Below are 26,838 nucleotides of genomic sequence, written 5' to 3' on the forward strand. Positions count from 1 at the left end.
GTGAAGCGTTCTCAGGATGACCATGAATTGTTCGAGAGTTCTGTCGATGACCAATCCTGCCCTGATTGATGAACTGAAGACCCTGGTTGAGCCTGGCAAGGTGCTGACCGACGCTGACTCCCTGGAAGCTTACGGCAAGGATTGGACCAAGCATTTCGCCCCGGCCCCCACGGCCATCGTGTTTCCCAAGACCATCGAGCAGGTCCAGGCGATCGTGCGCTGGGCCAATCAGCACAAGGTCGCGCTGGTGCCTTCCGGCGGGCGGACCGGGCTCTCGGCCGCTGCCGTGGCAGCCAACGGCGAAGTGGTGGTGTCCTTCGACTATATGAACCAGATACTCGACCTGAACCTGACTGACCGCACCGCGGTTTGCCAGCCGGGTGTGGTCACCGAACAACTGCAGAACCTGGCGGAAGAAAACGGCCTCTACTACCCGGTGGACTTCGCTTCCGCAGGTTCCAGTCAGATTGGCGGCAATATCGGCACCAATGCCGGTGGTATCAAGGTGATTCGCTACGGCATGACCCGCAACTGGGTGGCCGGCATGAAAGTGGTGACCGGCAAGGGCGACGTGCTGGAGTTGAACAAGGATCTGATCAAGAACGCCACCGGCTATGACCTGCGCCAGTTGTTCATCGGCGCCGAAGGCACCCTGGGCTTCGTGGTCGAGGCCACCATGCGTCTGGATCGGGCGCCAAAGAACCTCACCGCGATGGTGCTCGGCACCGCCGATTTCGACTCGATCATGCCGGTGCTGCACGCTTTCCAGAGCAAGCTCGACCTGACCGCCTTCGAATTCTTCTCCGACAAGGCCCTGGCCAAGGTCCTGGCCCGTGGTGACGTGCCGGCTCCCTTCGAGTCCGACTGCCCGTTCTACGCCTTGCTGGAGTTTGAAGCGACCACTGAAGAAGTGGCCAACCACGCCCTGGAAACCTTCGAGCATTGTGTCGAACAGGGTTGGGTGTTGGACGGGGTGATGAGCCAGAGTGAAACCCAGTTGCAGAACCTGTGGAAGTTGCGGGAATACATCTCCGAGACCATTTCCCACTGGACCCCTTACAAGAACGATATTTCGGTCACTGTTTCGAAAGTGCCGGCTTTCCTCAAGGAAATCGATGCCATCGTCGGTAAACACTATCCGGACTTCGAAATCGTCTGGTTCGGTCATATTGGCGATGGCAACCTGCACCTGAACATCCTCAAGCCGGACAACCTGAGCAAGGACGAGTTCTTCGCCAAGTGCGCCACGGTCAACAAGTGGGTATTCGAAACCGTCGAGAAGTACAACGGTTCGATTTCCGCCGAGCATGGCGTGGGCATGACCAAGCGTGATTACCTGACCTACAGCCGCTCGCCGGTTGAGATCGAGTACATGAAGGCAGTCAAGGCAGTGTTCGATCCGAACGGCATCATGAACCCGGGCAAGATCTTCGCTGTTTGAGTGCAAGCAGCGCCCTGATGAAGCACACGAGCAGGAGTCGGTAATGAGCTATCAGCACCAGTATGTCGACGGTACCCGGATTCATTTCCCTCTGGGCAAGGTGGTTTGCATCGGTCGTAACTACGCCGAGCACGCCAAGGAGCTGGACAACCCGGTTCCCACCGAGCCCCTGCTGTTTATCAAGCCCGGCAGTTGCGTGGTGCCGCTGGAAGGTGGTTTTGCCATTCCCACCGAGCGCGGCTCGGTGCACTACGAGGCGGAAATCGCCGTGCTGATCGGCAAGCCATTGTCCACCAAGCCCAGCCGCGAAGAAGTGCTGGACGCCATCTCCGGTTTCGCCCCGGCCCTGGACTTGACCCTGCGCGACAAGCAGGCCGAGCTCAAGGCCAAGGGCCTGCCTTGGGAAATCGCCAAGTCGTTCGATGGCGCGGCGGTTATCGCGCCATTCGTGGTGGGCAGCAGTTTTGCCGACCTGACGGATATCGGCATTCGCCTGACCATCAACGGTGAGGTACGCCAGGACGGCAACAGCAGCGATATGCTCAATCCCATCGTGCCGATGATCCAGTACATGGCCGGCTGCTTTTCCCTGCAGGCCGGCGATGTAATTCTCACCGGCACCCCGGTTGGCGTCGGGCCGCTGAATGTCGGTGATGAACTGGTGCTGGAGCTGCCGGGCGTCAGTCGATTCACCAGCAGCGTCCGTTGATCGGGAACTTTCTACGAGGACCCGGGAATCCGGCACACCTCGTAGAAAGATCATGGCCTTTTACTGTTTTTTCACATTCGTTCCGGATAATTCTTAGGTCTATGGTTCGCCGATCTGAACACTGCGTGCTATTAACCATGGCCGACCTCTGGAACTCTTGTGATGGATGCTCCTCCCCTGACTAAGCCTCTCGGCAGTCGTATGTCGCGTATTCGCCTGCGCATGCGCTGGTACTCCTGGCTGCTGCTGGCGGGTGTGATCTGCTATGGCGTTGCCAGTCTCCTGCATTGGGACGACCGTGGCGCGCTCTGGGTGCAGGAGCGGTTTGTCAGTCCTTCCGAGCGCAGCGCCAGCATCTGGCTACCCGGTTACCGCGTGGTCATCGATGCCAAGGCGCTGCCTGGCATGGAGAGCGATGAAGCGTCGGATCTCTCCTACAACCCGCAGACCAAAACCCTGTTTTCGGTCATGGGCAAGCATCCGTTCCTGGCGGAGCTGACCCTGCAAGGCGACGTCCTGCGCAAGATCCCTCTGGTGGGCTGGAGCAACCCGGAAGGGGTGGCAGTCCTGGAGAATGGCTTACTGGCGATAGTCGATGAGCGTCAGCATTCGCTGGTGATCGTCAAAGTTGATGCCAGTACCAAAGAGCTGAACATCGCCGATTTTCCGCGCTACGACCTGGGCCCTTCGGAAGATCAGAACAAGGCTTTTGAAGCCATTGCCTGGAACCCGCGCAAGCAGCAACTGCTGTTGGGCGAGGAGCGTCCAGCGGCACTCTTCACCTGGAGCAGCGATGGCAGCCAGGTGCTCAAGGGCAGCAAACAGAAACTCGCCAGTGAGGAGCTCGATTTGCGCAACCTCTCGGCCCTGGGCATTGACCCGCGCACCGGTCATACCCTGGTGCTGTCCGCCGACTCTCATCTGTTGCTGGAGCTGGACGAGCAGGGTGAGCAAGTCAGCTTCATGGCCTTGCTCGGCGGCTTCAACGGCCTGCAGAACACCATTCCCCGGGCCGAAGGCGTGGCCATGGATGAGGCCGGCAACCTGTACATGGTCAGCGAGCCCAATCTGTTCTATCGCTTCGAGAAGCAATGATCTCCTGGTCCGGCGCCTTTGCCGGATCGTCGATTAAGCTTGAATTCAGACGGCTGTGATATTTCATCAGCCTGTCCTGATTTCGAGTTCGCCCGCCATGTATCGTCTGACCCGCTTGCAACCTCTCTATCTGATCCTCTGCCTGATGGCGGTGCTGCTTGCCGCGTTTGCCCACAACCATCGGTTGTGGCAGCGCGCCTGGTTCGACTGGCAATCCTACTGGCAAGTGACGGCCCCGCAATCTCTGGGCCTGGGTGATTATCGAGTGGTACTGGAGGCGCAGCCTATTGAGGGGCTGGATGAGGTTTCGGCACTGACCTACGATCCGCTGCGCAACAGCCTGTTCACCGTGACCAACAAGAATTCCGAGCTGGTAGAGCTGTCCCTGGACGGGCAGGTCCTGCGGCGTATCGCTCTGCTGGGCTTTGGTGATCCGGAGGCAGTGGAGTTCATCAGCGCCAATACCTATGTGATCAGCGATGAACGGCAGCACCGGTTGATCAAGATTCAGCTGGACGACGAAACCACCGTGGTGGATGCGGCAGAGGCCGAGCAGATCACGCTCGGCGTGCACCTTTCGGGGAACAAGGGCTTTGAAGGCCTGGCTTACGATTCACAGGGCCAGCGCTTGTTCGTCGCCAAGGAACGCGACCCGATGCTGATCTATGAGGTGCAGGGCTTTCCCCATCACGATCCGGAAAAGTCCTATGGGGTGCATGTGCTGAACAACCCCAAGCGGGATGCCGGGCTCTTTGTACGCGACCTCTCCAGCCTGCAATACGACGAGCGCAGCGGCCATCTGCTGGCCTTGTCGGACGAGTCGCGCCTGGTGGTGGAACTGGACGTCGACGGGCGCCCGCTGAGCACCCTGGCATTGGGCAAGGGCCGCCAGGGCCTGAGCAAGGCCGTGCCCCAGGCCGAAGGAATAGCCATGGATGACGACGGCACCCTGTATCTGGTGAGCGAGCCGAACCTGTTCTACGTCTTCAAGAAGCCTGAACTGTAGAGGCGGTCGGGCGGCATTCTGCTTGCCGGCGAGGCCCTTGGGACGTCCCTCGCCGGCAAGCCTGAGCCTACCCGCAGGGCAGGCTCAGGCCTTGAGGGTTTTCACCCCTTCGGCCGTACCCAGCAGCAGTACATCGGCGGGGCGCGCGGCGAACAGACCGTTGGTGACCACGCCAACGATGGCATTGATCTGGCGTTCCAGCTCCACCGGGTTGGTGATCTGCATGTTGTGCACGTCGAGGATGATATTGCCGTTGTCGGTGATCACCCCTTCGCGGTACACCGGGTCGCCGCCCAGTTTTACCAACTCGCGGGCTACGTGACTGCGGGCCATCGGGATCACTTCCACCGGCAGTGGGAAGTTGCCCAGCACCGGTACCAGCTTGCTGGCGTCGGCGATGCAGATGAAGGTCTTGGCCACGGCGGCGACGATCTTTTCCCGGGTCAGGGCTGCGCCGCCGCCCTTGATCAGGTTCAGGTGCTCGTCGCTCTCGTCGGCACCGTCGATGTAGAACTCCAGGTCGCTGACGGTGTTGAGCTCGTACACCGCAATCCCGTGGCCCTTGAGGCGTGCGGCGGTGGCTTCAGAGCTGGCTACGGCGCCGTCGAAGGCGCCCTTGTGCAGGGCCAGGGCATCGATGAAGCAGTTGGCGGTGGAGCCGGTGCCGACCCCGACGATGCTCTTGTCATCGAGTTTCGGAAGGATAAGGTCGACGGCGGCCTGGGCGACTGCCTGTTTGAGTTGATCCTGGGTCATGCGGGCTCCGAAGCGGGCAATGGGGGGCACAAAGGCCGGCATTATAGGCGCCGCGACAGATCCGGTCATTGCCCGTTTGGCTAATCGGCCAGGCCGGGCAGGAGAGTTGGCAATCCGCAGGAGGGCGGCGAGGGCGCCGGCCAAAACCTCTGTATTCGTGTGGTCGCCCGGGCAAACGCTGGGTTAGACTCCTTGGCCCTGCCCAACCCGCTCAGTGATGCTTTCCGATGCTCGAACAGTACGTCAAGAAGATCCTCACCTCGCGCGTTTATGACGTTGCCGTAGAAACCCCATTGCAGACTGCCCGCCAGCTCTCCGAGCGGCTGGGCAATCAGGTCTGGCTCAAGCGTGAAGACTTGCAGCCGGTGTTCTCGTTCAAGATTCGCGGCGCCTACAACAAGCTGACCCAACTCAGCGACGCCGAGCGCGCCCGTGGGGTGGTCACCGCATCGGCGGGTAACCATGCTCAAGGCCTGGCCCTGGCGGCCAAGGTGCTGGGGGTCAAGGCCACCATCGTGATGCCCAAGACCACGCCGGAGATCAAGGTTGAAGGCGTGCGCTCCCGCGGCGGCAAGGTGGTGCTGCATGGCGACTCTTTCCCCGAAGCGCTGGCCTATTCGCTGAAGCTGGTGGATGAAAAAGGCTACGTCTATATCCATCCTTACGACGATCCCCACACCATTGCCGGGCAGGGCACTGTGGCCATGGAGATTCTGCGCCAGCACCCGGGGCCACTGGACGCGATTTTCGTGCCGGTGGGCGGCGGCGGGCTGATCGCCGGTATTGCCGCTTATGTGAAGTACCTGCGTCCTGAGATCAAGGTGATCGGTGTCGAGCCGGACGACTCCAACTGCCTGCAAGCGGCCATGGCAGCGGGTGAGCGGGTCGTGCTGCCGACGGTGGGCATTTTCGCCGACGGCGTGGCGGTGGCGCAGATCGGTCAGCACACCTTCGATATCTGCAAGGACTATGTGGATGAAGTGATCACCGTCAGCACCGATGAAATCTGTGCGGCAATCAAGGACATCTACGACGATACCCGCTCGATCACCGAACCTGCCGGCGCTTTGGGCGTTGCGGGGATCAAGAAGTACGTCGAGCAGCGCGGTATCACCGGGCAGACCCTGGTGGCCATCGATTCCGGGGCCAACGTCAATTTCGACCGCCTGCGCCACGTCGCCGAGCGCGCCGAGCTGGGCGAGGGCCGCGAAGCCATCATCGCCGTGACCATTCCCGAGAAACCGGGCAGCTTCAAGGCGTTCTGCGAGGCAGTGGGCAAGCGTCAGATCACCGAATTCAACTACCGCTACAACACCGGCAGCGAAGCCCATATCTTTGTCGGCGTTCAGACCCACCCGGAAAATGATCCACGTAGCGCCTTGATCGCCAGTCTGACCGAGCAGGGTTTTCCGGTGATCGACCTGACCGACAACGAACTGGCCAAGCTGCATATCCGTTACATGGTCGGTGGCCATGCCGAGAAGGTCAGCGACGAAGTGGTGCTGCGCTTCGAGTTCCCGGAGCGTCCGGGGGCATTGTTCAACTTCCTCAACAAACTGGGCGGGCGCTGGAACATCTCCATGTTCCATTACCGTAACCATGGTGCGGCCGATGGCCGAGTGGTCGCCGGCCTGCAAGTACCGGCCGATGAGCGTCATCTGGTACCGGCGGCTCTGGAGCAGATCGGCTATCCGTACTGGGATGAAAGCGATAACCCAGCTTATCAGCTGTTCCTCGGCTGAACGACTACGCTGAGGATCGGAGCCTTAAGGAAGCGAGAACATGGAAACACTGACCACGCTGAAGACGCTTCATGTGCTGGCCAACGTGCTGCTCTTGGGCAGTGCGCTGGGTTTGGCGATCTGGGTCTGGCGCCTGCGCCGCCAAGGTGATGCGACGGTCTACAGCCGCGTGCTGCACCGCCCGGGACTGTTCGGCTGGCTGCTGCTGGCGGTGGGTTTGCTGGCCCTGCCATTCAGCGGCTGGTGGCTGGTGCATCTGGTGGGTTGGCCGCTGGGGCAGACCTGGATTCTGGGCTCCAGTGTGCTCTACACCCTGGGCGCTCTGGCCTGGCTTTGGCTGATGGTGCGCCTCAACCGCCTGCGTCTGGCCAAGGCGGCCAGTGGCCTGACCTTCACCCTGGCACTGGCAATCTTCAGTGCGGTGTGTTTCGTCACCATTGCTGGCCTCATGGGCGCCAAGCCGGTCTAAGCCTTAAGGATTGCCATGAAGGTTGTTCTGGTGGGGGCGACAGGGTTTGTCGGCCGTCATCTGCTGGCGGCGTTGCACGCCGCCGGCCATCAACTCATCGCCACCAGTCGCCATCGGCAAACCCGGAGTCTGCCTGGCGTGGAATGGCGGCAACTGGACCTCGATCGCCTGGGCCTTGAGCCCCAGCCTTTTGACTTGCCCGCTGATACCGACCTGTTGATCAACGCTGCGGGGTTGTTGAGCAATGATGCCCAGGCGTTGACCCTGACTCAGGATCTGGGGACTCGTGCGCTGTTTGATCTGGCGGCGGCCCGGGGTGTGCGGGTGTTGCAGATTTCCGCCTTGGGCGCCGGCCAGCAGCCGCAAGTGCCGTTTCTGGCGAGCAAGGCGGCTGCGGATGATTACCTGCTGCGCCTGGGGATTCCGGCCGTGGTGTTGCGTCCATCCCTGGTGCTCGGCGCGGGTGGCGCCAGCAGTGGCTGGCTGGCCCGGCTGTCGCCCTGGCCGCTGATTCCGTTGTTGTCCGCCAAGGCCCGAATGCAGCCCCTGCATGTGGATGACCTGAGCGCTGCCGTGCTTGCGTTGATCGGGCAATGGCCCGCGCAGTCCATGGTGCTGCCGCTGGTTGGCCCTGAACGGATGACCATGGCGCAGTTGCTGGATCGTCTGCGTGCGGCCCAGGGCTGGGCCCCGGCGCGCTATTTCCAGTTGCCCTCAGTGGTCCTGGCGCTGGTCGCAAGGGTGGGGGAGCGCCTGGGCTGGCGGGCCCTGAACCGGCAGAGTCTGAGCATGGCTCGTTGCGACAACCTGGGGGACCCAGAAGTACTGGCGTCGGTCTGCGGTTATCACGCCGCGCCCTTGGCAGCCCGGCTGCAAGACTGGCCGCAGGCCGCGCAGAGCACCCAGTTGGCCCTGCGACCGCTGCTGCTGGCGGTCATGGTGCTGATCTGGCTGGGTACGGCGGTGGTGTGCATCGGTCCCGGCTACGACTGGGGCCTGCGGATCATGGCCGAGGCCGGGGTGCAGGGCGCCTGGGCGGTACTGGCGGTGATCGCGGGATCGCTCTGCGACGCGGTGCTGGGTGTCGGTCTGCTGCTGCGGCGTTGGCGCCGGCGGGCCCTGCAGGCGCAGCTCGCACTGATGCTTGGCTACACCCTGATCATCAGCCTGATCCTGCCGCATTTCTGGTTTGACCCTTATGCCGCCGTGGCCAAGAACCTGGTGCTGATGGTGGCGACCCTATGGCTGTTGTGGACTGAACCCCGTCGATGAGTGCTTATCTGCTGCTGAAAACCCTGCATATCCTGTCCTCGACCGTTCTTTTCGGCCTCGGCGCGGGCTCGGCCTATTACGCACTGCGGGCCTGGCGCAGCGGCAAGCTGGAAGTGATTGCCGTGACGTTCAAGCATTTGGTGTTCGCCGATTGGGCCTTTACTGCAACGACGGCCGTCTTCCAGCCGTTGAGTGGGCTGGGATTGGTGCATCTGGCGGGCTGGCCAATCCAGCAAGCCTGGCTGATGTGGAGCTTGGGGCTCTATGTCCTGGCGGGGCTGTGCTGGTTGCCGGTGGTCTGGTTGCAGATCCGGGTGCACAAGATGGCTGAGCAGGCGCTGCGGGACGGCGTGCCGATGCCACTGCGGGCCAATCTTTACATGCGCTGGTGGTTCGCCTTGGGCTGGCCGGCGTTTCTGGCCTTCATGGCGATTTTCTATCTGATGGTGGCCAAGCCGGTTTAGCAGCCTTCGCCGGCAAGCCGGCTCCTACGGCTTGCAGGAGCCGGCGAAGCGCTCAATCCCGCAGGCTGATCACCTGCCAGCCGCGCTTGAGAGCCTCGGCACGCAGGTTTGGATCAGGGTCGACGGCCACTGGGGTGGCCACTTGCTCCAGCAACGGCAGATCGTTCATCGAGTCGCTGTAGAAGTAGCTGCCTTCCAGGTCATGACCGGTTTCTTCCAGCCAGCGCTGCAGGCGGATGACCTTGCCTTCACGGAAGCACGGTACGTCGGTGCTGCGTCCGGTGTAGCGGCCGTCCTGCATTTCGCATTCGGTGGCGATCAGGTGTTCCACCCCCAGGCGCTCGGCGATCGGCGCGGTGATGAAACGATTGGTGGCGGTGATGATCACCAGCTTGTCGCCGGCCTCGCGGTGCTGGGCCAGCAGGGCCTGGGCCTTGGGCAGCAGGATGGGCTCGATGCAGTCGCGCATGTAGTCGCGATGCCATTGCTCGAGCACGGCCATCTCGGTGCGGCCGAGGATTTCCAGGCAGAAGTTCAGGTAGGCGGCGTTGTCGAGTTTGCCGGCCAGGTAGTCCTGGTAGAACTCGTCGTTGCGGGTCTTGTAGGCGACGGCGTCGAGGAAGCCCCGCTCGCACAGGTAGTCGCCCCAGGCGTGGTCGCTGTCGCCGCCCAGAAGCGTGTTGTCCAAGTCGAATAAAGCCAGGCGCATTGCAGTTACTCGCTGAAAAGTCGCGGAAAAAGGTGCCCAGAATACGGTCTTTTCACAAGAGTGCACATAAGGTAAGCAGCCTCGTTGCTGCATTCCCAAGCTTTGTGGAACAATGCGGCGACATGCGTTTGCGAGGTTGTAGCCGTGATCGACCCCGATGGTTTCCGCCCCAATGTCGGGATCATTCTGACCAATGATGCCGGACAGGTGCTATGGGCTCGCCGTATCAATCAAGATGCCTGGCAGTTTCCTCAAGGGGGCATCAACCCCGACGAGACGCCGGAAGACGCCTTGTATCGCGAGTTGAACGAAGAAGTAGGGCTGGAGCGCGAAGATGTGCAAATTCTCGCCTGCACCCGGGGCTGGTTGCGCTATCGTTTGCCGCAGCGCCTGGTCCGGACCCACAGCCAGCCGCTGTGCATCGGCCAGAAACAGAAATGGTTTCTCCTGCGCCTGATCTCCAACGAGCAGCGGGTGCGGATGGATTTGACCGGTAAACCGGAATTCGATGGCTGGCGCTGGGTCAGTTATTGGTATCCGTTGGGCCAGGTGGTGACATTCAAGCGCGAAGTGTATCGCCGCGCTCTCAAAGAGCTTGCCCCGCGCCTTTTAGTGCGCGACTGACGACGGAGTTCGACCCCGAGCCATGCTCAATACGCTGCGCAAGATCGTCCAGGAAGTTAACTCCGCCAAGGATCTCAAGGCGGCGTTAGGGATTATTGTATTGCGCGTCAAAGAGGCCATGGGCAGCCAGGTCTGCTCGGTCTACCTGCTGGACCCGGAAACCAACCGTTTTGTGCTGATGGCCACTGAAGGCTTGAACAAGCGTTCCATCGGCAAGGTCAGCATGGCCCCCAACGAAGGCCTGGTGGGCCTGGTGGGCACGCGGGAAGAGCCCCTCAACCTGGAAAACGCCGCCGATCACCCGCGTTATCGCTACTTCGCCGAAACCGGTGAGGAGCGTTACGCCTCGTTCCTCGGCGCCCCGATCATTCACCATCGCCGCGTAGTTGGCGTACTGGTCATCCAGCAGAAAGAGCGCCGCCAGTTCGACGAGGGTGAAGAAGCCTTTCTGGTGACCATGAGCGCGCAACTGGCCGGGGTGATCGCCCACGCCGAGGCCACCGGTTCGATCCGCGGCCTGGGGCGTCAGGGCAAGGGGATTCAGGAAGCCAAGTTTGTCGGCGTGCCAGGTTCCCCCGGCGCCGCGGTAGGTAGCGCGGTGGTGATGTTGCCACCGGCTGATCTGGATGTGGTCCCGGACAAATACATCACCGACATCGACGCTGAACTGGCGCTGTTCAAGACCGCCCTGGAAGGGGTGCGCGCCGATATGCGCGCGTTGTCGGAAAAACTTGCGACCCAACTGCGTCCGGAAGAGCGCGCGCTGTTCGACGTCTATCTGATGATGCTCGACGACGCCTCCCTGGGCAGCGAAGTGAAGACCGTGATCAAGACCGGGCAATGGGCCCAGGGTGCGTTGCGCCAAGTGGTCACCGATCACGTCAACCGTTTCGAACTGATGGACGACGCCTACCTGCGCGAGCGCGCCTCGGACGTCAAGGACCTGGGGCGGCGGCTCCTGGCCTATCTGCAGGAAGAGCGCCAGCAGACCCTGGTCTACCCCGACAACACCATCCTGGTCAGTGAAGAACTGACCCCGGCCATGCTCGGCGAAGTGCCGGAAGGCAAGCTGGTGGGGCTGGTCTCGGTGCTGGGTTCGGGCAACTCCCACGTGGCCATCCTGGCCCGGGCCATGGGCATTCCCACGGTGATGGGCCTTGTCGACCTGCCGTATTCCAAGGTCGATGGCATTCAGATGATCGTCGACGGCTATCACGGCGAGGTCTATACCAACCCCAGTGACGTGCTGCGCAAGCAGTTCGCCGATGTGGTGGAAGAAGAGCGGCAACTGGCCCAGGGCCTGGACGCCTTGCGCGACCTGCCTTGCATCACCCCTGATGGCCACCGCATGCCGCTGTGGGTCAACACCGGCCTGCTGGCCGATGTGGCCCGGGCGCAGAAGCGCGGTGCCGAGGGCGTAGGCCTGTATCGCACCGAAGTGCCGTTCATGATCAACCAGCGCTTTCCCAGCGAGAAAGAACAGCTGGCGATCTATCGCGAGCAGCTGGCGGCCTTCCATCCGCAACCGGTGACCATGCGCAGCCTGGACATCGGTGGCGACAAGTCGCTGTCGTACTTCCCGATCAAGGAAGACAACCCCTTCCTCGGCTGGCGCGGCATCCGCGTGACCCTCGACCACCCGGAAATTTTCCTGGTGCAGGCCCGGGCCATGCTCAAGGCCAGCGAGGGCCTGAACAACCTGCGCATCCTGCTGCCGATGATTTCCGGTATCCATGAGCTGGAAGAAGCCCTGCACCTGATCCACCGTGCCTGGGGTGAAGTCCGCGATGAAGGCACCGACGTGCCCATGCCGCCAGTGGGGGTGATGATCGAGATTCCGGCGGCGGTGTATCAGACCCGGGAACTGGCGCGCCAGGTGGACTTCCTCTCGGTGGGCTCCAACGACCTGACCCAGTACCTGCTGGCGGTAGACCGCAACAACCCGCGGGTCGCCGACCTCTACGACTACCTGCATCCGGCCGTGCTGCAAGCGCTGCAGAACGTGGTGCGTGATGCCCATGCCGAAGGCAAGCCGGTGAGCATCTGTGGCGAAATGGCCGGCGATCCGGCGGCGGCGGTGCTGCTGATGGCCATGGGTTTCGACAGCCTGTCGATGAACGCCACCAACTTGCCGAAAGTGAAGTGGATGCTGCGTCAGATCAACATGAGCAAAGCCAAGGAACTGCTGGACGAGATGATGACCATCGACAACCCGCAAGTTATCCACAGCTCGCTGCAATTGGCGCTGAAGAAACTCGGCCTGGCACGGATGATCAATCCGGCTTCGAGCAAGACCCTGTAATCGAAGTATTTGCTTCGCCGGCCAGCCGACTCCTACAACGGCCTGTGTAGGAGCCGGCTGGCTGGCGAACGTTTCACACTTTCAGCTCGACCTCTCCCAGATGCCCGCCATAAGGGCCAAAACTGCGCTCCAGCAGATGCCGCGAGCCGTCCGCGTTGACGATCAGCGCGGTGCTGGCGCGGGTGCCGTAGCTGGGGCTGGCGATGAATACGCTGGACAGCAGGCTTTCCGTAGCCAAACCCACTCCGGTGTCCGGCAGTTCGGCGAAGGGCGCGGTGTGCGGATCGCTGAGTAACGCCAGCAGGGCTTGGGGTTGTGGATTGGACAGCACTTCCTGCAGCGCGGCCTTGGCCTTGAGCAGCTTGGGCCACGGCGTATCGAGCCCGGCATTGGACAGGCCGTAGACGCCGGGCTTGAGCAATTGCGGTTGCACATCCTGAGCGTTGTAGTGCCACAGTTGCTCTGCTGTGCCCAGCAACAGGTTGAACCCGGCGTACTCCACCGAGCGGCCCACCACATCGTGCAGATAATCTTCCAGGGCTACGTCGCCTTCGAGAAAGCGCGCCACCAGTTCGCCCCGGGAGCGTCGTGCCGGGGGCTGATGCGGGTTGCGGATATTGGTCAGGGCGGCAAAGCGGCCCTTGGCACCGACACCAAGCCAGGTGCCTCCGGCCTCCAGGTCGCGTCCGGCGTGGATCTGCGGCGACTCCGGCCATTGCCCCAGGGGCAGGCTGGGCCGGGCGTAGAATTCGTCACGGTTGGCCGCGACGATCAGTGGCTGAGCATGACCCGGCCGCCAGGCGAATACGATCAAGCACATTAAGGTGGCCCCCTGTGTGTTTTTGCCCACTTTACGCACAGATCCAATGGGTATCCATCGCCATCCAGTGGAGTCCGGGGCGGCGCATCCGTTACCATGCCGGTCTTATTTTCGGATGCTCCCATGGAATTTCTGCTCTATCTGCTGCTGGGCGCCTGTGCAGGTGTGCTGGCCGGGCTGTTCGGCGTGGGCGGCGGGATCATCATTGTCCCGGTGCTGGTGTTCAGTTTCACCCTGCAAGGCTTCGATGCCTCGGTGCTGACCCATCTGGCGGTCGGCACTTCTTTGGCCAGCATCATCTTTACCTCGGTCAACGCCGTTCGCGAACACCATCGCCGTGGCGCGGTGCGCTGGCCGATCTTCGCCTGGATGGCCCTGGGCATCCTGCTGGGGGCCGGTTTCGGCGCGCTGACCGCCGAAGCGATTTCCGGCCCGCACCTGCAAAAAATCATCGGCGTCTTCGCCCTGGTGGTGGCCTTGCAGATGACCCTGGAGCTCAAGCCCAAGGCCAGTCGCCAGGTGCCCGGCAAGCTGGGTTTGGCGGCGGCCGGCGGTGTGATCGGCTGGGCTTCGGCGATCTTCGGCATTGGCGGCGGTTCGCTGACGGTGCCGTTTCTCACCTGGCGCAGCGTACCGATGCAGCAGGCGGTGGCTACATCCTCGGCGTGCGGCTTGCCCATCGCCCTGGCCAGCGCCTTAAGTTTCATGATTCTGGGCTGGCATGATCCGCAGCTTCCGGCTCATAGTCTCGGCTTCGTTTATCTGCCGGCGCTGCTGGGCATTGCCCTGACCAGCATGGTGTTCGCCCGTATCGGTGCGCGCCTGGCCCACACACTGTCGCCACGCCTGTTGAAACGCTTGTTCGCCGCGCTACTGTTCTGCGTGGGGATCAGCTTCCTGTTCTGAGTGGTGACGCAATCCTGGCTTAATCCTGGGCTGGCAGTTTGCCCCGGGACATTTGAGTTCTAACCCTTACGAGGAGTCGCAATGCTGCCTTACCCGCAGATTGATCCGGTGGCCCTGGCCATCGGCCCGCTGAAAATCCACTGGTACGGCCTGATGTACCTGATCGGCATCGGCGGTGCCTGGCTGCTGGCCTCGCGCCGGCTGAACCGTTTCGATCCGACCTGGAGCAAGGAAAAGCTCTCGGACATGGTGTTCTGGATGTCCATGGGGGTGATCGTCGGTGGGCGACTGGGTTACGTGCTGTTCTACGACCTCAGCGCCTATCTGGCCAACCCGACCCTGATCTTCGAGGTGTGGAAGGGCGGCATGTCGTTCCACGGCGGTTTCATCGGAGTAATGCTGGCGGCCTGGTGGTTCGGCAAGCGCAACAACAAGACGTTCTTCGAACTGATGGACTTCGTCGCGCCCATGGTGCCAATCGGCCTGGGTGCCGGGCGAATCGGCAATTTCATCAACGCCGAATTGTGGGGTAAACCCACCGACGTGCCATGGGCGATGATCTTCCCGCCGTTCAGCGATCCGGCGCAGTTGCCGCGTCATCCGTCGCAGTTGTATCAGTTCGCCCTGGAAGGCGTGGCGTTGTTCCTGATCCTGTGGCTGTTCTCGCGCAAACCCCGGCCGACCATGGCGGTTTCCGGTATGTTCGCCCTGTTCTACGGGATCTTCCGTTTCATCGTCGAGTTCGTCCGGGTGCCGGACGCACAGCTGGGCTACCTGGCATGGAACTGGCTGACCATGGGTCAGGTTCTGTGCGTGCCGATGATCCTCGGCGGCCTGGGACTGATCTGGCTGGCTTATCATCGCGCTCCGGCCCAGAGCGCGGCGCAATAAATTCGAATCCCGGGGCGTGCCCCGGGTTCAAGGATGCAGGTAATTCATGAAGCAATATCTTGATCTGGTGGCCCATGTCATCAACAACGGCACCAAGCAGGCCAACCGCACCGGTGTGAACACCATCAGCTTTCCCGGGGCCATGCTGCGCTACGACCTCAAGGAAGGTTTCCCGGCCATCACCACCCGCAAGATGGCCTTCAAGTCGGCCATCGGCGAGATGGTCGGCTTCCTGCGTGGGGTGAACAACGCCGCCGAGTTCCGTGCCCTGGGCTGCAAGGTCTGGGACCAGAACGCCAACGAAAACGCCCAGTGGCTGGCCAACCCGTTCCGCCAGGGCGATGACGATCTGGGCGAGATCTACGGCGTGCAGTGGCGCAAGTGGCCGGCCTACAAGCAGATCAAGACCAGCAACCAGGCCGCCATTGACCTGGCGTTGAGCCAGGGCTACCGGCAGATCGCCGCCGGCGAGGAAGACGGCCAGGGTTACGTGGTGCTGTACAAGGCCATCGATCAGGTGCGCCAGTGCGTTGACACCATCATCAACGACCCGGGCAGCCGGCGAATCCTGTTCCACGGCTGGAACTGCGCGCAGCTGGATGAAATGGCCCTGCCGCCGTGCCATCTGCTGTACCAGTTTCACCCTAATGTCGAGACCCGGGAAATCTCCCTGACCCTCTACATCCGCTCCAACGACCTGGGGCTGGGGACGCCGTTCAACCTCACCGAGGGCGCTGCGCTGCTGAGCCTGATCGGTCGCCTGACCGGCTACACGCCGCGCTGGTTCACCTACTTCATCGGTGATGCCCACGTTTACGAAAATCACCTGGACATGCTCAACGAACAGCTCAAGCGCGAGCCGTTCCCGATGCCCAAGCTGGTGATTTCCGAGCGCGTGCCGGAGTTCGCCAAGACTGGCGTCTACCAGCCGGAGTGGCTGGAACTGATCGAGCCGAGCGATTTCTCCCTGGAAGGCTATGAGCACCACGCGCCGATGACCGCGCCGATGGCGGTTTAAGTCTTTTAGCGGCTGTACCCAGGGGCCGCGCGGCCCCTGTCGATTTCCCCCGATATCTTTATCGACCTTTGCCCGGGAGCTATTCCGGGCATTGCCCTGCCTGCCGGGCGTCAAGGCTCTCAGGAGTGGTCCGGGAAAGCCTGGACGTCGTCCTTTTGACGTTGATCGCGAGCCCCTGAATGGAAGAACTCAATCGCAGCCTGTTCCTGGCCATCAATGCCAGCGCCGAGGCATCGCTGCCGATGCGTGAACTGGCGATTTTTCTCGCCCAGTGGGTGGTCCTTTGTGTCCCGCTGCTGCTCCTGGTGCTCTGGGTCTTTGGCGAGCGCCGGCAGAAAATGATCGTCCTGCTGGCGACCTCGAGCATCGTGGTCGCCCTGGCCTGCAACCTGGTGATCCGTGGCCTGTGGTTTCATCCGCGGCCCTTCATGCTGGAGTTGGGGCAGAATTTCCTCGCCCATGCGCCTGGAGCCTCTTTCCCCAGCGACCACGCCAGCGGCATGTTCGCCATGGCTTTTGCCCTGATCCTGGCGTCCCTGCGCAAGACCGGGCTGGTCATGCTGGCCCTGGCCGTGCTGGTGAGCTGGGCGCGGGTCTACCTGGGCGTGCATTTCCCCTTCGATATTCTTGGCGGTTGCCTGGTGGGTTTGTTCAGCGCATGGCTGGTGCGCCTGGGCCTGGCCTGGCGACAGCTGGATCAGCGTCTGCTGGATGTGCTGGAGCTTGTGTATCAGCGACTGCTGGCGGCGGGGCGCCGGGGTTCCTGAAACCACGGCGCCCAGCCCCAGGCTCAATGCCCGTGGCTGCGGCCGACATGGGACGGCTCGGCCTCGCTAGGAGCCACCGAACCGCTGACTTCCAGGCGCTGGAGGATGCCGCAGTGATCCAGGTCCGGCCCTTCGCTGCAGCGCTGGCGCAGGTCCAGCAGTTGTTCCTGGAGCACCAGTAGCCCGTCGATGCGCGCCTTGACGTGGTGGATGTGCTCGTCGATCAGGGCGTTGACGCTGGCGCACTGGCCTTCGGGGCTGTCCCGCAGGTTGAGCAGGCTGCGGATTTCCTCGAGGGTCATGTCCAGGCTGCGGCAGTTGCGGATAAAGGTCAGGCGCTCGGTGTGGGCCTGGGTGTAGAGGCGGTAGTTGCCTTCGCTGCGGGCCGGTTCCGGCAGCAGTCCTTCGCGCTCGTAGTAACGGATGGTCTCGACCTGACAGTCGGTGAGTTTCGCCAGTTCGCCAATCTTCATTGCCGTCGTCTCCGAATGGGTGCTTGACCCTATAGTGGCTACAGGGTGTTCACTTGGCAACAAGCACCTTTATACGGACGCGACCCCTATGAGCGACTCCATTCACAACCCGCGCAAACCCGACGCCCAGCACGCCCATGCTGATCACGACCACAGCCATGCCCCTGCCTCTGCGGGCAAGCTGCAGCCGGTCAAGGCGCACGATCACGCCACCCACGGTGCCTCCTGCTGCGGTTCTGCCGGCCCGGCGCCGTCCAAGGTCACCCTGAGCGAAACACCGACTGCCGGCGCGCGTCTGAGCAGCTTCCGCATTGAAGCCATGGATTGCCCCACCGAGCAGACCCTGATCCAGAACAAGCTGGGCAAGCTGGCGGGGGTTCAGGCGCTGGAGTTCAACCTGATGAACCGCGTGCTGGGGGTGACCCACGACCTGCCGAGCACGACGCCGATCATCGAAGCGATCAAATCCCTGGGCATGCACGCCGAGCCTCTGCAGCAGGATGGCGCCGAAGTCGCGCCTGCCGCAGCGCCGGTGAAAAAAGCCTGGTGGCCGCTGGCCCTGTCCGGTATCGGCGCGCTGGCCGCCGAAGTCATTCACTTCACCAATGCCGCACCCGACTGGGTCGTGGCGCTGGTGGCCCTGGTGTCGATCCTCAGTGGCGGCCTGGGCACCTACAAGAAGGGCTGGATCGCCCTGAAGAACCGCAACCTGAATATCAATGCGCTGATGAGCATTGCCGTGACCGGTGCAGTGCTGATTGGCCAGTGGCCGGAAGCGGCGATGGTGATGTTCCTGTTCACCGTGGCCGAGTTGATCGAGGCCCGCTCCCTGGACCGGGCGCGCAACGCCATCAGCGGCCTGATGCAGATGACCCCGGAACAGGTCACGGTGCAGCAGGCGGACGGCAGCTGGAGCGAACTGGAGGCGAAAAACGTCGAACTGGGCGCCCACGTGCGAGTTCGCCCGGGAGAGCGCATCGGTCTGGACGGCGAGGTCGTGTCCGGCAGCTCCACCATCGACCAGGCGCCGATCACCGGTGAAAGCCTGCCGGTGGAAAAAACCGTGGGCGACAAGGTGTTCGCCGGCACCATCAACCAGGCCGGTTCCCTGGAGTATCGCGTGACCGCCGCCGCCAACAACTCGACCCTGGCACGGATCATCCACGCCGTGGAGCAGGCCCAGGGCGCCCGGGCGCCGACCCAGCGCTTCGTCGATACCTTCTCGAAAATCTACACCCCGGCGGTATTCGCCTTCGCCCTGGCCGTGGCGCTGATTCCACCGCTGTTCATGGGTGGCGTCTGGTTCGACTGGATCTACCGCGCCCTGGTGTTGCTGGTGGTGGCCTGTCCCTGTGCCCTGGTGATCTCCACCCCGGTGAGCATCGTCAGCGGCCTGGCGGCTGCGGCCCGCAAGGGCATCCTGGTCAAGGGCGGGGTCTACCTGGAGGGCGGTTACAAGCTCGACTACCTGGCCCTGGACAAGACCGGCACCATCACCCACGGCAAACCGGTACAGACCGATTTCCTGTCCCTGGACCCGTTGGCGCAGGACACGGCTCCGGCCCTGGCCGCGAGCCTGGCGGGACGTTCCGATCATCCGGTGTCCCTGGCTATCGCCCAGGCGGCTGTGGATAAGCAGCTGGCGCTGCATGCTGTGGATAACTTCGAAGCCCTGACCGGGCGCGGAGTGCGCGGCGAGATAAACGGCCAGCTGTATCACCTGGGCAATCACCGCCTGGTGGAAGAGCTGGGCCTGTGCTCCCCGGCCCTGGAGGAAAAACTCTTCGCCCTGGAGAAGCAGGGCAAGACCGTGGTCCTGTTGCTGGACAGCAATGGCCCCCTGGCACTGTTCGCCGTGGCCGACACGGTCAAGGAATCCAGCCGCGAGGCCATCCAGCAGTTGCATGAGCTGGGGATCAAGACCCTGATGCTCACCGGCGACAACCCTCACACCGCCCAGGCCATTGCGGCCCAGGTGGGCATCGATCAGGCCCGGGGCGACCTGTTGCCCACCGACAAGCTGCAAGCCATCGAGGCGTTGTATGCCCAGGGGCATCGGGTGGGCATGGTGGGCGACGGCATCAACGACGCCCCGGCCCTGGCCCGTGCCGAGATAGGTTTCGCCATGGCCGCGGCAGGCACCGATACGGCCATCGAGACTGCGGATGTAGCGCTGATGGACGACGATCTGCGCAAGATTCCGGCTTTTATTCGCCTGTCGCGCCAGACCTCGGTGGTGCTCAAGCAAAATATCGCCCTGGCCCTGGTCATCAAGGCGATCTTTCTTGGGGTAACCTTTGCCGGGCTCGCCACCATGTGGATGGCGGTGTTCGCCGACATGGGCGTCAGCCTGCTGGTGGTATTCAACGGCCTGCGCCTGCTGCGCAAATAGGCCACCGTAGCGGCAAGCAACAAGCAACTGAGGGGAGAACCAGAGTGATGAACTCACACGCACCGGCTTCAGCTTGCGGCTTGCCGCTCAAAGCTTGCAGCTGCGGCAAGCCGCCATGCTGAGTGCCGAGCTGAAGGCTTTTTACATGGTCGCCCGCCTGGGCAGCATCACCCTGGCGGCGAAGAAGCTTGGCCTCAGTCAGCCGACGGTGACCACGCAGATCCGCAACCTGGAAAGCCAGTATTCGGTGGAGCTGTTCTACCGCGGCGGTCGGCGCCTGAGCCTCAGCGACGAAGGCACGCGCCTGCTGCCCATGGTCAAGGACCTGTTGCAGCAGGAGGCTGACATCGAGTTCTTCCTGCGCAACAGCGGGCAGGTGCAGGGCACATTGCGCATCGCTGCCACCGCGCCGTACTACATCCTCGATCTGGTGAAGACTTTCCGCGAGCGTTTGCCCCAGGTCGAAGTGTCGGTGGAGATCGGCAACTCCCAGCAAGTCCTCGAAGCCCTGGAAGACTACCGGGTGGATGTGGCGGCCTCCTCGCAACTGCTGGAGGATGCGCGGCTGATCCGCCGGGTATTGGGCAGTGATCCGCTGGTGCTGGCGGTGCATCGCAACCACCCCCTGGCGGCGCTGGATCACGTGCCGCTCAATGCCCTGGCCGGGCATACCCTGTTGATGCGTGAACCGGGCTCCACCACCCGCAGCCTTACTGAAACCTTGCTCAAGGACGCCAACGTCAGCTTTGGCCCGCTGCTGGAAATCGGCAGTCGCGAATCGATCCGCGAGGCGGTGCTGCGCAATATCGGCATCAGCATCATTGCCCGTCAGGAAGTGCCCCACGATCCGCAACTGCGGGTCCTGACCATCGAGCATGCGCCGCAGATCGTCGAGTACCTGTACTGCCTCAAGGAGCGCAAGAACGCGCGCCTGCCCGCGGCCTTCCTCGGCCTGGCCCAGGAAATGGCTCCCGCCTGAAAGACCTGCATCGGCCATGCCGATGCCTTCGCGAGCAAGCTCGCTCCTACATTGAAATGCATTCCCCCTGTGGGAGCGAGCTTGCTCGCGAAGGCGTCAGATCAGGCAGCACCTGACTTGCAGGTTGAACCAAAATCCCTGAATACCACTATCGGTCGTTTTTGCCTTACTGCCATATGGCCGACGCATTACAACTCTAGGATTTGCCTCATCTGCTAGATGAGGTCCGTCCATGAACCACTCCACTGCAACTGCCCTGAGCAACCCCGGCGCGCCGATGAAGGTGCGGGGTATCCAGAAGCGTTTTGGCGCCTTCACCGCCCTGGACAACGTGTCCCTGGACGTCGCGGCCGGCGAACTGGTGTGTCTGCTGGGCCCGTCCGGCTGCGGCAAGACCACACTGCTGCGCTGCATCGCCGGCCTTGAGCGCCAGGACCAGGGCGAGTTGTACCTGGGGGATCGGGATGTTTCGCTGCTGGCGCCACAAGCCCGGGACTACGGCATCCTGTTCCAGTCCTATGCGCTGTTTCCCAATCTCACGGTGGAAGCCAACATCGCCTACGGCCTGGCCGGTAGTGGCCGTGAGGAAGTGCGCAAGCGTGTGGCACAGATGCTGGAACTGGTCGGGCTGACCGGCAGCGAGAAGAAATACCCCGGCCAGCTGTCTGGCGGCCAGCAGCAGCGCGTCGCCCTGGCCCGTGCCCTGGCGCCGTCACCGTCGCTGCTGCTGTTGGACGAACCGATGTCGGCCCTGGACGCCCGGGTCCGCGAGCACCTGTGCACCGAGCTGCGCCAGCTGCAACGGCGTCTGGGGATCACCACCCTGATGGTCACCCACAATCAGGACGAGGCCATGTTGATGGCCGACCGCATCGCCGTGATGAACAACGGCAAGGTCGAGCAGTACGCCACGCCCCAGGAAATCTACGATCGTCCGGCCACGCCCTTCGTCGCCGAGTTCGTCGGCCAGGGCAACTGGCTGCCTTTTAGCCGCAACAGCGACAGCCACGCCCAGGTCGGCGGGATGAATGTGCGCCTGGCCGACGATTCGGCCAAGGCCGCTTCGGGTCGCCTGTTCTGTCGTCCGGAAGCCATCAGCGTGAACCCGCCGGTGCATGAGGAAAACCTGTTCCCGGCCAAGGTCCGCGAGATTACTTTCCTCGGCAATCGCTGCCGCATGAGCTTTGAACTCAACGAGCTGCCGGGGCATGCACTGCTGGCGGAGCTGGCCCCGGAAGCCATGCCGCGCCTGGGCGCCCAGGACATCTGGGTGGCCTTGCCGCCGCGCAGCCTCCAGGTGTTTGCCTAAGATGAGCGTGCCAATGTCCCTGTCGCTACCTGCCAAGCGGGCGCGCCAGGCTTCTCGTGCCGAGATCGGCGACCGTATCTTTGTCGTCGGCGGCAAGGTTCTGCTTCTGCTCCTGCTGGGTGTAGCGGTGCTGTTGCCCCTGTTGGCGATCTTCTGGCGCGGTTTCAGCGCCGAGGCCGGGCAGGGCGGTGGCTGGGTGGCGGCCCGTGAACTGGTGACCAGCGACAACTTCCACTGGTTGCTGGGCAACAGCCTGAAAGTCTCCCTCAGCGTGGCCGCCATCGTGGTGCCCCTGGCTTATCTGTTCGCCTACGCGCTGCAACGCACGCTGATTCCCGGCAAGGGCCTGTGGCGTGGTCTGTCGCTGTTGCCGCTGATGGCGCCGTCGATGCTGCCGGGCATTGCCCTGGTCTATCTGTTCGGCAACCAGGGGATGCTGCGTGGCCTGTTCGCCGAGAACATCTACGGCTTCTGGGGCATCGTTCTCGGCGAAGTCATCTACACCTTTCCCCATGCCCTGATGATCCTGCTCTCGGCCCTGTCCCTGGCGGATGCGCGGCTGTTCGATGCCGCATCGAGCATGGGCGCCAGCCCCGCCAAGGCCTTTCGCAGCATCACCTGGCCGGCCACCCGGCAAGCGGTGTTCGCCGCGTTCTGCCTGGTGTTCACCCTGACCATCACCGACTTCGGCGTGCCGGTGGTGGTGGGCGGCGACTATCAGGTATTGGCCCTGGAGGCCTACAAGGCGGTGGTGGGCCAGCAGCAGTTCGGCCGCGGCGCCTTGATCGGCATGGTGTTGCTGCTGCCGGCGTTGTTCAGTTTCGGCGTCGATGCCTGGTTGCGCCGTCGTCATGGCGACTCCATGAGCGGTCGTGCCCAGGTGTTCAAACCGGCGCCGTCGCGGCTGCGCGATGGTTGCTACCTGACCATCGTGCTGCTGATCTGCGCGACCTTGCTGCTGGTGTTCGGCATGGCGGTGTATTCCTCCCTGGTGAAGTTCTGGCCCTACAACCTGTCGCTGTCGCTGAATCACTACCAGTTCAACGACACCGCCGGTGGCGGCTGGCTGGCCTACCGCAACAGCCTGACCATGGCCCTGTGCACAGCGTTGATCGGCAGTGTGGTGATCTTCACGGGGGCCTACCTGATGGAGAAAACCAGCGGCCAGCGTGGCCTGAACCTGGCGTTGCGCATGCTCAGCTTCGTGCCGATGGCGGTGCCCGGTTTGGTGCTGGGCCTGGGCTATGTGTTCTTCTTCAACCTCAACGGCAATCCGCTGCATGTGTTCTACGGCAGCATGGCCCTGTTGGTGGTGTGCACCATCGCCCACTACCTCACCACCGCGCAGATGACTGCCACCACCGCCCTGCGCCAGTTGGATGCCGAGTTCGAGGCCGCCGCGCTGTCGCTCAAGGCGCCGCTGTACCGGCACTACCTGCGGGTTACCGTACCGATCTGCCTGCCGGCGTTGCTGGACATCGTGCGCTACCTGTTCGTCTCGGCCATGACCACGGTGTCGGCAGCGATCTTCCTCTACAGCCCCGACACTATCCTCGCCGCCGTGGCCGTGCTGAACATGGACGACGCCGGCAATGTGGGCGGCGCTGCGGCGATGTCGACCCTGATCCTGTTCACCTCGGCCGGCGTCTCGCTGCTGCTGGCGGGGGCTTCCCGCGGGCTGTTGCGCCGCTCCCAGGCCTGGCGGCAAAGCGCCCCGGGCCACTGATTTCCTGCTCACTCACCCTCTGATCTGCACTCACTAAGGAACCGCACCATGTTCAAGCCCCTGGCTCTTGCCGCTGCCGTCCTCTCTGCTGTCAGCCTGAACGCCTTTGCTGCGAAAACCGAACTGACGGTCTACACGGCCCTTGAAGCCGAGCAATTGAAGTCCTACAAGCAAGCCTTCGAAAAGGCCAACCCGGACGTGGAGATCAAGTGGGTGCGTGATTCCACCGGGATCATCACCGCCAAGCTGCTGGCGGAAAAAGCCCGTCCACAAGCGGACGCGGTCTGGGGCCTGGCGGCGTCCAGCCTGGCGATCCTCGATCAGCAGGGCATGCTGCAAAGCTATGCGCCCAAGGACCTGGGCAAGATCGGCCCGAACTACCGCGACGCCGCCAACCCACCGACCTGGGTCGGCATGGACGTGTGGGCCGCGACCATCTGCTTCAACACCGTGGAGGCCGAGAAGCAGGGCCTGAGCAAACCGGTGAGCTGGCAGGACCTGACCAAGCCCGAGTACAAGGGCAAGATCGTCATGCCCAACCCGGCGTCTTCGGGCACCGGCTTCCTTGACGTCAGCGCCTGGCTGCAGACCTTCGGCGAGAAACAGGGCTGGCAGTACATGGACGACCTGCACCAGAACATCGGCCAGTACGTCCACTCCGGCTCCAAGCCGTGCAAGCTGGCCGCCGCCGGCGAGTTCCCGATTGGCATTTCCTTCGAATACCCGGCCGTGCAGCTCAAGCGCCAGGGCGCGCCGCTGGACATCATCCTGCCCAAGGAAGGCCTGGGCTGGGAAATCGAAGCCACCGCAGTGATCAAGGGCACCCCTCATGAAGAGGCGGCGAAGAAGCTCGCCGACTTCTCCGCCAGCCCCGAAGCCATGGAGCTGTACAAGGAAAACTTCGCCGTCCTGGCTCAGCCGGGCATCGCCAAGCCGCAGACCGAGCTGCCAGCGGACTACGAGCAGCGCCTGATCAAGAATGACTTTGCCTGGGCCTCGAAGAACCGCGACCAGATACTCGCCGAATGGCGCAAGCGCTATGACGGCAAGTCGGAAAAAGTTGCCAAGCAGTAACCGATCAATCGCTTTCGCCGGCCAGCCGCTCCTACCGGGTTTGTAGAAGCCGGCTCGCCAGCGAAGGCGCTTCCCACCAGGACACCACTCATGACCCATCACAGCGATCTACTGATCGTCGGCGCCGGCATCCTCGGCCTGTCCCACGCCTACGCGGCTGCCAAACGCGGTCTGCGGGTGCGAGTTTTCGAGCGCAGCGCCACGCCTTTGGGCGCTTCGGTGCGCAACTTCGGCCAGGCCCTGGTCACCGGCCAGCCACCGGGCCGCATGCTGGAGCTGGCCCGTGCCAGCCGCGATATCTGGGCGGATTGGCAACAACTGGCAGGCCTGCCACTCAAGCGCAACGGTTCTTACCTGTTCGCCCGCAACGAAGCCGAAGAGCAGTTGCTGGAGGCCTTCTGTGCCGGCCGCGCGCGCGAGCACGGCTACCGCGTCGAGCTGCTTCAGGGCGCGGCGCTGAATGATCTGTACGGTGGCCAGTTCCGCCATCATCGGGCGGCGTTGCATGGCTTGGACGACCAGCAGCTGTATTCCCGGGAAGCCATTGCGCTGTTGATCGACTACCTGCGCCGCGACCTGGGGGTGCAGTTCCACTTTTCGACCCTGGTGCGTGACATCGAGCCGGGGCAACTGCACAGCACCGCTGGCCGCTTCCAAGCGCCACGCATCGTGCTGTGTTCGGGGCACGATTATCAGACCCTGCTGGCCGAACAGATCGCGGCCTTGCAACCGCAGATCTGCCGCTTGCAGATGCTTCGCGCCCGGCCCCAGGTCAACCTGAACCTGCAACATGCGTTGCTCACCGGGCTCAGTTGCGTGCATTACGGCGCCTTTGCCGATCTGCCGGAAGCGGCCGCCGTACAGGCGCAGATCCTGCGTGAGGCGCCACACCTGCATGAGCACGGCATTCACTTGCTGATCAGCCCGACTCCTTATGGCGAGGTGATCATCGGCGATTCCCATGATTACGGCAGCGATCCGTCGCCTTTCAATAGCGAACAGGTGGATAACTGGCTGATCGAGCTGGCCGAGCAGACCCTGGGCTGCAAGGTCCAGGTGGTGGAGCGCTGGCAGGGCGTCTATGGTGCTCGCGGGCCTGGGCCGTTCTCCTTCCTGGAGGCGGCCCCCGGGCTCTATGTGGCGCTGATGCACACTGGGGTGGGCATGAGCGTCGGTCCGGCCATGGCCGAGGGCAATATCGTCCGGGTACTGGAGGAGGCGTGATGAGTCGCCAGCAAGTGATTGATGAGGTTTTCGGCCTGTACGAGCGCTTTGGCGATGACGACTACATCGGCGAGCCGGTGTCGCAGATCGAGCATATGTCCCAGGCGGCGCAGTTGGCCCTGGCGGAAGGTTATGACGACGAAGTGGTGCTGGCGGCGTTCTTCCACGATATCGGGCACATCTGTCAGCAGGATGCCGAGAACATGGGCGGTTTTGGCGTGGTCAGCCATGAGCGCCTGGGGGCCGATTATCTGCGCCGGGCGGGCTTCAGCGAGCGCCTGGCGCGACTGGTGGAATACCACGTCCAGGCCAAGCGTTACCTGACGTTCAAGGAGCCGGGGTATTACCAGCGGCTGAGCGAGGCCAGCCGACGTACCCTGGCGTATCAGGGTGGGGTGATGAGCGCGGCAGAGGCGGCGGCCTTTGAACTCGACCCGCTGTGTGCGTTGAGCTTGCGCATGCGTCACTGGGACGAGCAGGCCAAGGAAATGTGGGTGCCGGTGATGGACCTGCAGATCCTCAAGGACAAGGCCTTGGCGCTGCTTTGATCGTGGTTCAGGCTTGGTTTTTGTAGCTGCTGCCGCAGGCTGCGAACGGCTGCGCAGGAGGCGCCGCTTCTGGGAGTGTTGAAGGTCCTGCGGCCCTTGGCGCAGCCTCGCGGGCTTGGCAG

Annotated in this window: 25 protein-coding genes; 21 read left to right on the top strand and 4 right to left on the bottom strand. The window is 62.9% G+C overall.

What is annotated here, in order from left to right; all coding sequences use genetic code 11:
* Positions 1 to 46: 46 nt before the first annotated feature.
* From J5M73_RS02340 to J5M73_RS02355, 4 genes are all read left to right on the top strand, one after another.
* Positions 47 to 1,441 carry an FAD-binding oxidoreductase gene (locus J5M73_RS02340; RefSeq protein WP_102862134.1) on the top strand — a complete coding sequence of 465 codons (1,395 nt, stop codon included), beginning with the start codon at positions 47 to 49 and terminating at the stop codon, positions 1,439 to 1,441.
* A gap of 43 nt (positions 1,442 to 1,484) precedes the next feature.
* Positions 1,485 to 2,150 carry a fumarylacetoacetate hydrolase family protein gene (locus J5M73_RS02345; protein ID WP_102862133.1) on the top strand — a complete coding sequence of 222 codons (666 nt, stop codon included), beginning with the start codon at positions 1,485 to 1,487 and terminating at the stop codon, positions 2,148 to 2,150.
* Positions 2,151 to 2,312: 162 nt separating this feature from the next.
* The gene (locus J5M73_RS02350) at positions 2,313 to 3,245 is read left to right on the top strand and encodes an SdiA-regulated domain-containing protein (protein ID WP_102862132.1); all 933 of its coding nucleotides are present in this window, start codon (positions 2,313 to 2,315) and stop codon (positions 3,243 to 3,245) included.
* Positions 3,246 to 3,342: 97 nt separating this feature from the next.
* The gene (locus tag J5M73_RS02355) at positions 3,343 to 4,251 is read left to right on the top strand and encodes an SdiA-regulated domain-containing protein (RefSeq protein ID WP_102862131.1); all 909 of its coding nucleotides are present in this window, start codon (positions 3,343 to 3,345) and stop codon (positions 4,249 to 4,251) included.
* An 84-nt stretch (positions 4,252 to 4,335) separates the two neighbouring features.
* Here J5M73_RS02355 and rpiA read toward each other — a convergent pair whose 3' ends face one another.
* Positions 4,336 to 5,007: a ribose-5-phosphate isomerase RpiA gene (gene rpiA / locus J5M73_RS02360; RefSeq protein ID WP_102862528.1), complete on the bottom strand. Its 672-nt coding sequence runs from the start codon at positions 5,005 to 5,007 to the stop codon at positions 4,336 to 4,338.
* A gap of 227 nt (positions 5,008 to 5,234) precedes the next feature.
* On the opposite strand from rpiA, the gene ilvA reads away from it, so the two are divergent.
* From ilvA to J5M73_RS02380, 4 genes are read left to right on the top strand one after another with little or no spacing between them, the layout of a single operon-like run.
* Positions 5,235 to 6,749: a threonine ammonia-lyase, biosynthetic gene (gene ilvA, locus J5M73_RS02365; protein ID WP_102862130.1), complete on the top strand. Its 1,515-nt coding sequence runs from the start codon at positions 5,235 to 5,237 to the stop codon at positions 6,747 to 6,749.
* A gap of 40 nt (positions 6,750 to 6,789) precedes the next feature.
* Entirely contained in the window at positions 6,790 to 7,218 is a 429-nt protein-coding gene (locus J5M73_RS02370; protein WP_102862129.1) for a DUF2269 family protein, read from the top strand.
* A gap of 15 nt (positions 7,219 to 7,233) precedes the next feature.
* Positions 7,234 to 8,490, top strand: coding sequence for an SDR family oxidoreductase (locus J5M73_RS02375; RefSeq protein WP_102862128.1), 1,257 nt, complete (start codon positions 7,234 to 7,236; stop codon positions 8,488 to 8,490).
* Positions 8,487 to 8,954, top strand: a complete 468-nt coding sequence (locus tag J5M73_RS02380; protein WP_102862127.1) for a DUF2269 domain-containing protein — start codon at positions 8,487 to 8,489, stop codon at positions 8,952 to 8,954. Before J5M73_RS02375 ends, J5M73_RS02380 begins: the two co-directional genes overlap by 4 nt.
* Before the next feature lie 52 nt (positions 8,955 to 9,006).
* Here the strand turns inward: J5M73_RS02380 and J5M73_RS02385 are convergent, their stop codons facing one another.
* Positions 9,007 to 9,663, bottom strand: coding sequence for an HAD family hydrolase (locus tag J5M73_RS02385; protein ID WP_102862126.1), 657 nt, complete (start codon positions 9,661 to 9,663; stop codon positions 9,007 to 9,009).
* Positions 9,664 to 9,807: 144 nt separating this feature from the next.
* Here J5M73_RS02385 and J5M73_RS02390 point away from each other — a divergent pair, with 144 nt between their 5' ends.
* Positions 9,808 to 10,287 (top strand): RNA pyrophosphohydrolase, encoded by a 480-nt coding sequence (locus J5M73_RS02390; RefSeq protein WP_011064073.1) that lies wholly within the window; start codon positions 9,808 to 9,810, stop codon positions 10,285 to 10,287.
* A gap of 22 nt (positions 10,288 to 10,309) precedes the next feature.
* Positions 10,310 to 12,589 carry a phosphoenolpyruvate--protein phosphotransferase gene (gene ptsP / locus J5M73_RS02395; RefSeq protein WP_102862125.1) on the top strand — a complete coding sequence of 760 codons (2,280 nt, stop codon included), beginning with the start codon at positions 10,310 to 10,312 and terminating at the stop codon, positions 12,587 to 12,589.
* Positions 12,590 to 12,662: 73 nt separating this feature from the next.
* On the opposite strand, the gene J5M73_RS02400 is transcribed toward ptsP, so the two are convergent.
* Positions 12,663 to 13,409, bottom strand: coding sequence for an NRDE family protein (locus J5M73_RS02400; RefSeq protein WP_102862124.1), 747 nt, complete (start codon positions 13,407 to 13,409; stop codon positions 12,663 to 12,665).
* Between the two features lie 123 nt (positions 13,410 to 13,532).
* On the opposite strand from J5M73_RS02400, the gene J5M73_RS02405 reads away from it, so the two are divergent.
* From J5M73_RS02405 to J5M73_RS02420, 4 genes are all read left to right on the top strand, one after another.
* A complete protein-coding gene (locus tag J5M73_RS02405; protein WP_102862123.1) occupies positions 13,533 to 14,315 on the top strand; it encodes a sulfite exporter TauE/SafE family protein in 783 nt (260 codons plus the stop codon).
* Between the two features lie 81 nt (positions 14,316 to 14,396).
* Positions 14,397 to 15,206 carry a prolipoprotein diacylglyceryl transferase gene (gene lgt / locus J5M73_RS02410; protein WP_102862122.1) on the top strand — a complete coding sequence of 270 codons (810 nt, stop codon included), beginning with the start codon at positions 14,397 to 14,399 and terminating at the stop codon, positions 15,204 to 15,206.
* A gap of 46 nt (positions 15,207 to 15,252) precedes the next feature.
* A complete protein-coding gene (locus J5M73_RS02415) occupies positions 15,253 to 16,224 on the top strand; it encodes a thymidylate synthase (RefSeq protein ID WP_015637397.1) in 972 nt (323 codons plus the stop codon).
* Positions 16,225 to 16,403: 179 nt separating this feature from the next.
* The gene (locus J5M73_RS02420) at positions 16,404 to 16,991 is read left to right on the top strand and encodes an undecaprenyl-diphosphatase (protein WP_102862121.1); all 588 of its coding nucleotides are present in this window, start codon (positions 16,404 to 16,406) and stop codon (positions 16,989 to 16,991) included.
* Positions 16,992 to 17,014: 23 nt separating this feature from the next.
* Here J5M73_RS02420 and cadR read toward each other — a convergent pair whose 3' ends face one another.
* Positions 17,015 to 17,464, bottom strand: a complete 450-nt coding sequence (cadR, locus tag J5M73_RS02425; protein WP_092308673.1) for a Cd(II)/Pb(II)-responsive transcriptional regulator — start codon at positions 17,462 to 17,464, stop codon at positions 17,015 to 17,017.
* A gap of 88 nt (positions 17,465 to 17,552) precedes the next feature.
* Here cadR and J5M73_RS02430 point away from each other — a divergent pair, with 88 nt between their 5' ends.
* The 7 genes from J5M73_RS02430 (at position 17,553) to J5M73_RS02460 (ending at position 26,716) form a co-directional block, all read left to right on the top strand.
* The gene (locus tag J5M73_RS02430) at positions 17,553 to 19,856 is read left to right on the top strand and encodes a heavy metal translocating P-type ATPase (RefSeq protein ID WP_102862120.1); all 2,304 of its coding nucleotides are present in this window, start codon (positions 17,553 to 17,555) and stop codon (positions 19,854 to 19,856) included.
* 115 nt (positions 19,857 to 19,971) lie between these two features.
* The gene (locus J5M73_RS02435) at positions 19,972 to 20,835 is read left to right on the top strand and encodes a LysR family transcriptional regulator (protein ID WP_102862527.1); all 864 of its coding nucleotides are present in this window, start codon (positions 19,972 to 19,974) and stop codon (positions 20,833 to 20,835) included.
* Between the two features lie 232 nt (positions 20,836 to 21,067).
* Positions 21,068 to 22,144, top strand: coding sequence for a putative 2-aminoethylphosphonate ABC transporter ATP-binding protein (locus J5M73_RS02440; RefSeq protein WP_102881196.1), 1,077 nt, complete (start codon positions 21,068 to 21,070; stop codon positions 22,142 to 22,144).
* A gap of 1 nt (position 22,145) precedes the next feature.
* Positions 22,146 to 23,870 carry a putative 2-aminoethylphosphonate ABC transporter permease subunit gene (locus J5M73_RS02445; RefSeq protein WP_207814974.1) on the top strand — a complete coding sequence of 575 codons (1,725 nt, stop codon included), beginning with the start codon at positions 22,146 to 22,148 and terminating at the stop codon, positions 23,868 to 23,870.
* A gap of 48 nt (positions 23,871 to 23,918) precedes the next feature.
* Positions 23,919 to 24,944 (top strand): putative 2-aminoethylphosphonate ABC transporter substrate-binding protein, encoded by a 1,026-nt coding sequence (locus J5M73_RS02450; RefSeq protein ID WP_207814976.1) that lies wholly within the window; start codon positions 23,919 to 23,921, stop codon positions 24,942 to 24,944.
* Between the two features lie 90 nt (positions 24,945 to 25,034).
* Positions 25,035 to 26,168 (top strand): TIGR03364 family FAD-dependent oxidoreductase, encoded by a 1,134-nt coding sequence (locus J5M73_RS02455; protein WP_102862116.1) that lies wholly within the window; start codon positions 25,035 to 25,037, stop codon positions 26,166 to 26,168.
* Entirely contained in the window at positions 26,168 to 26,716 is a 549-nt protein-coding gene (locus tag J5M73_RS02460; RefSeq protein WP_102881192.1) for a phosphonate degradation HD-domain oxygenase, read from the top strand. Before J5M73_RS02455 ends, J5M73_RS02460 begins: the two co-directional genes overlap by 1 nt.
* Positions 26,717 to 26,838 lie beyond the last annotated feature (122 nt).

It is taken from the genome of Pseudomonas sp. 50_B (assembly GCF_017491625.1).
Classification (GTDB): Bacteria; Pseudomonadota; Gammaproteobacteria; order Pseudomonadales; family Pseudomonadaceae; genus Aquipseudomonas; species Aquipseudomonas danubii.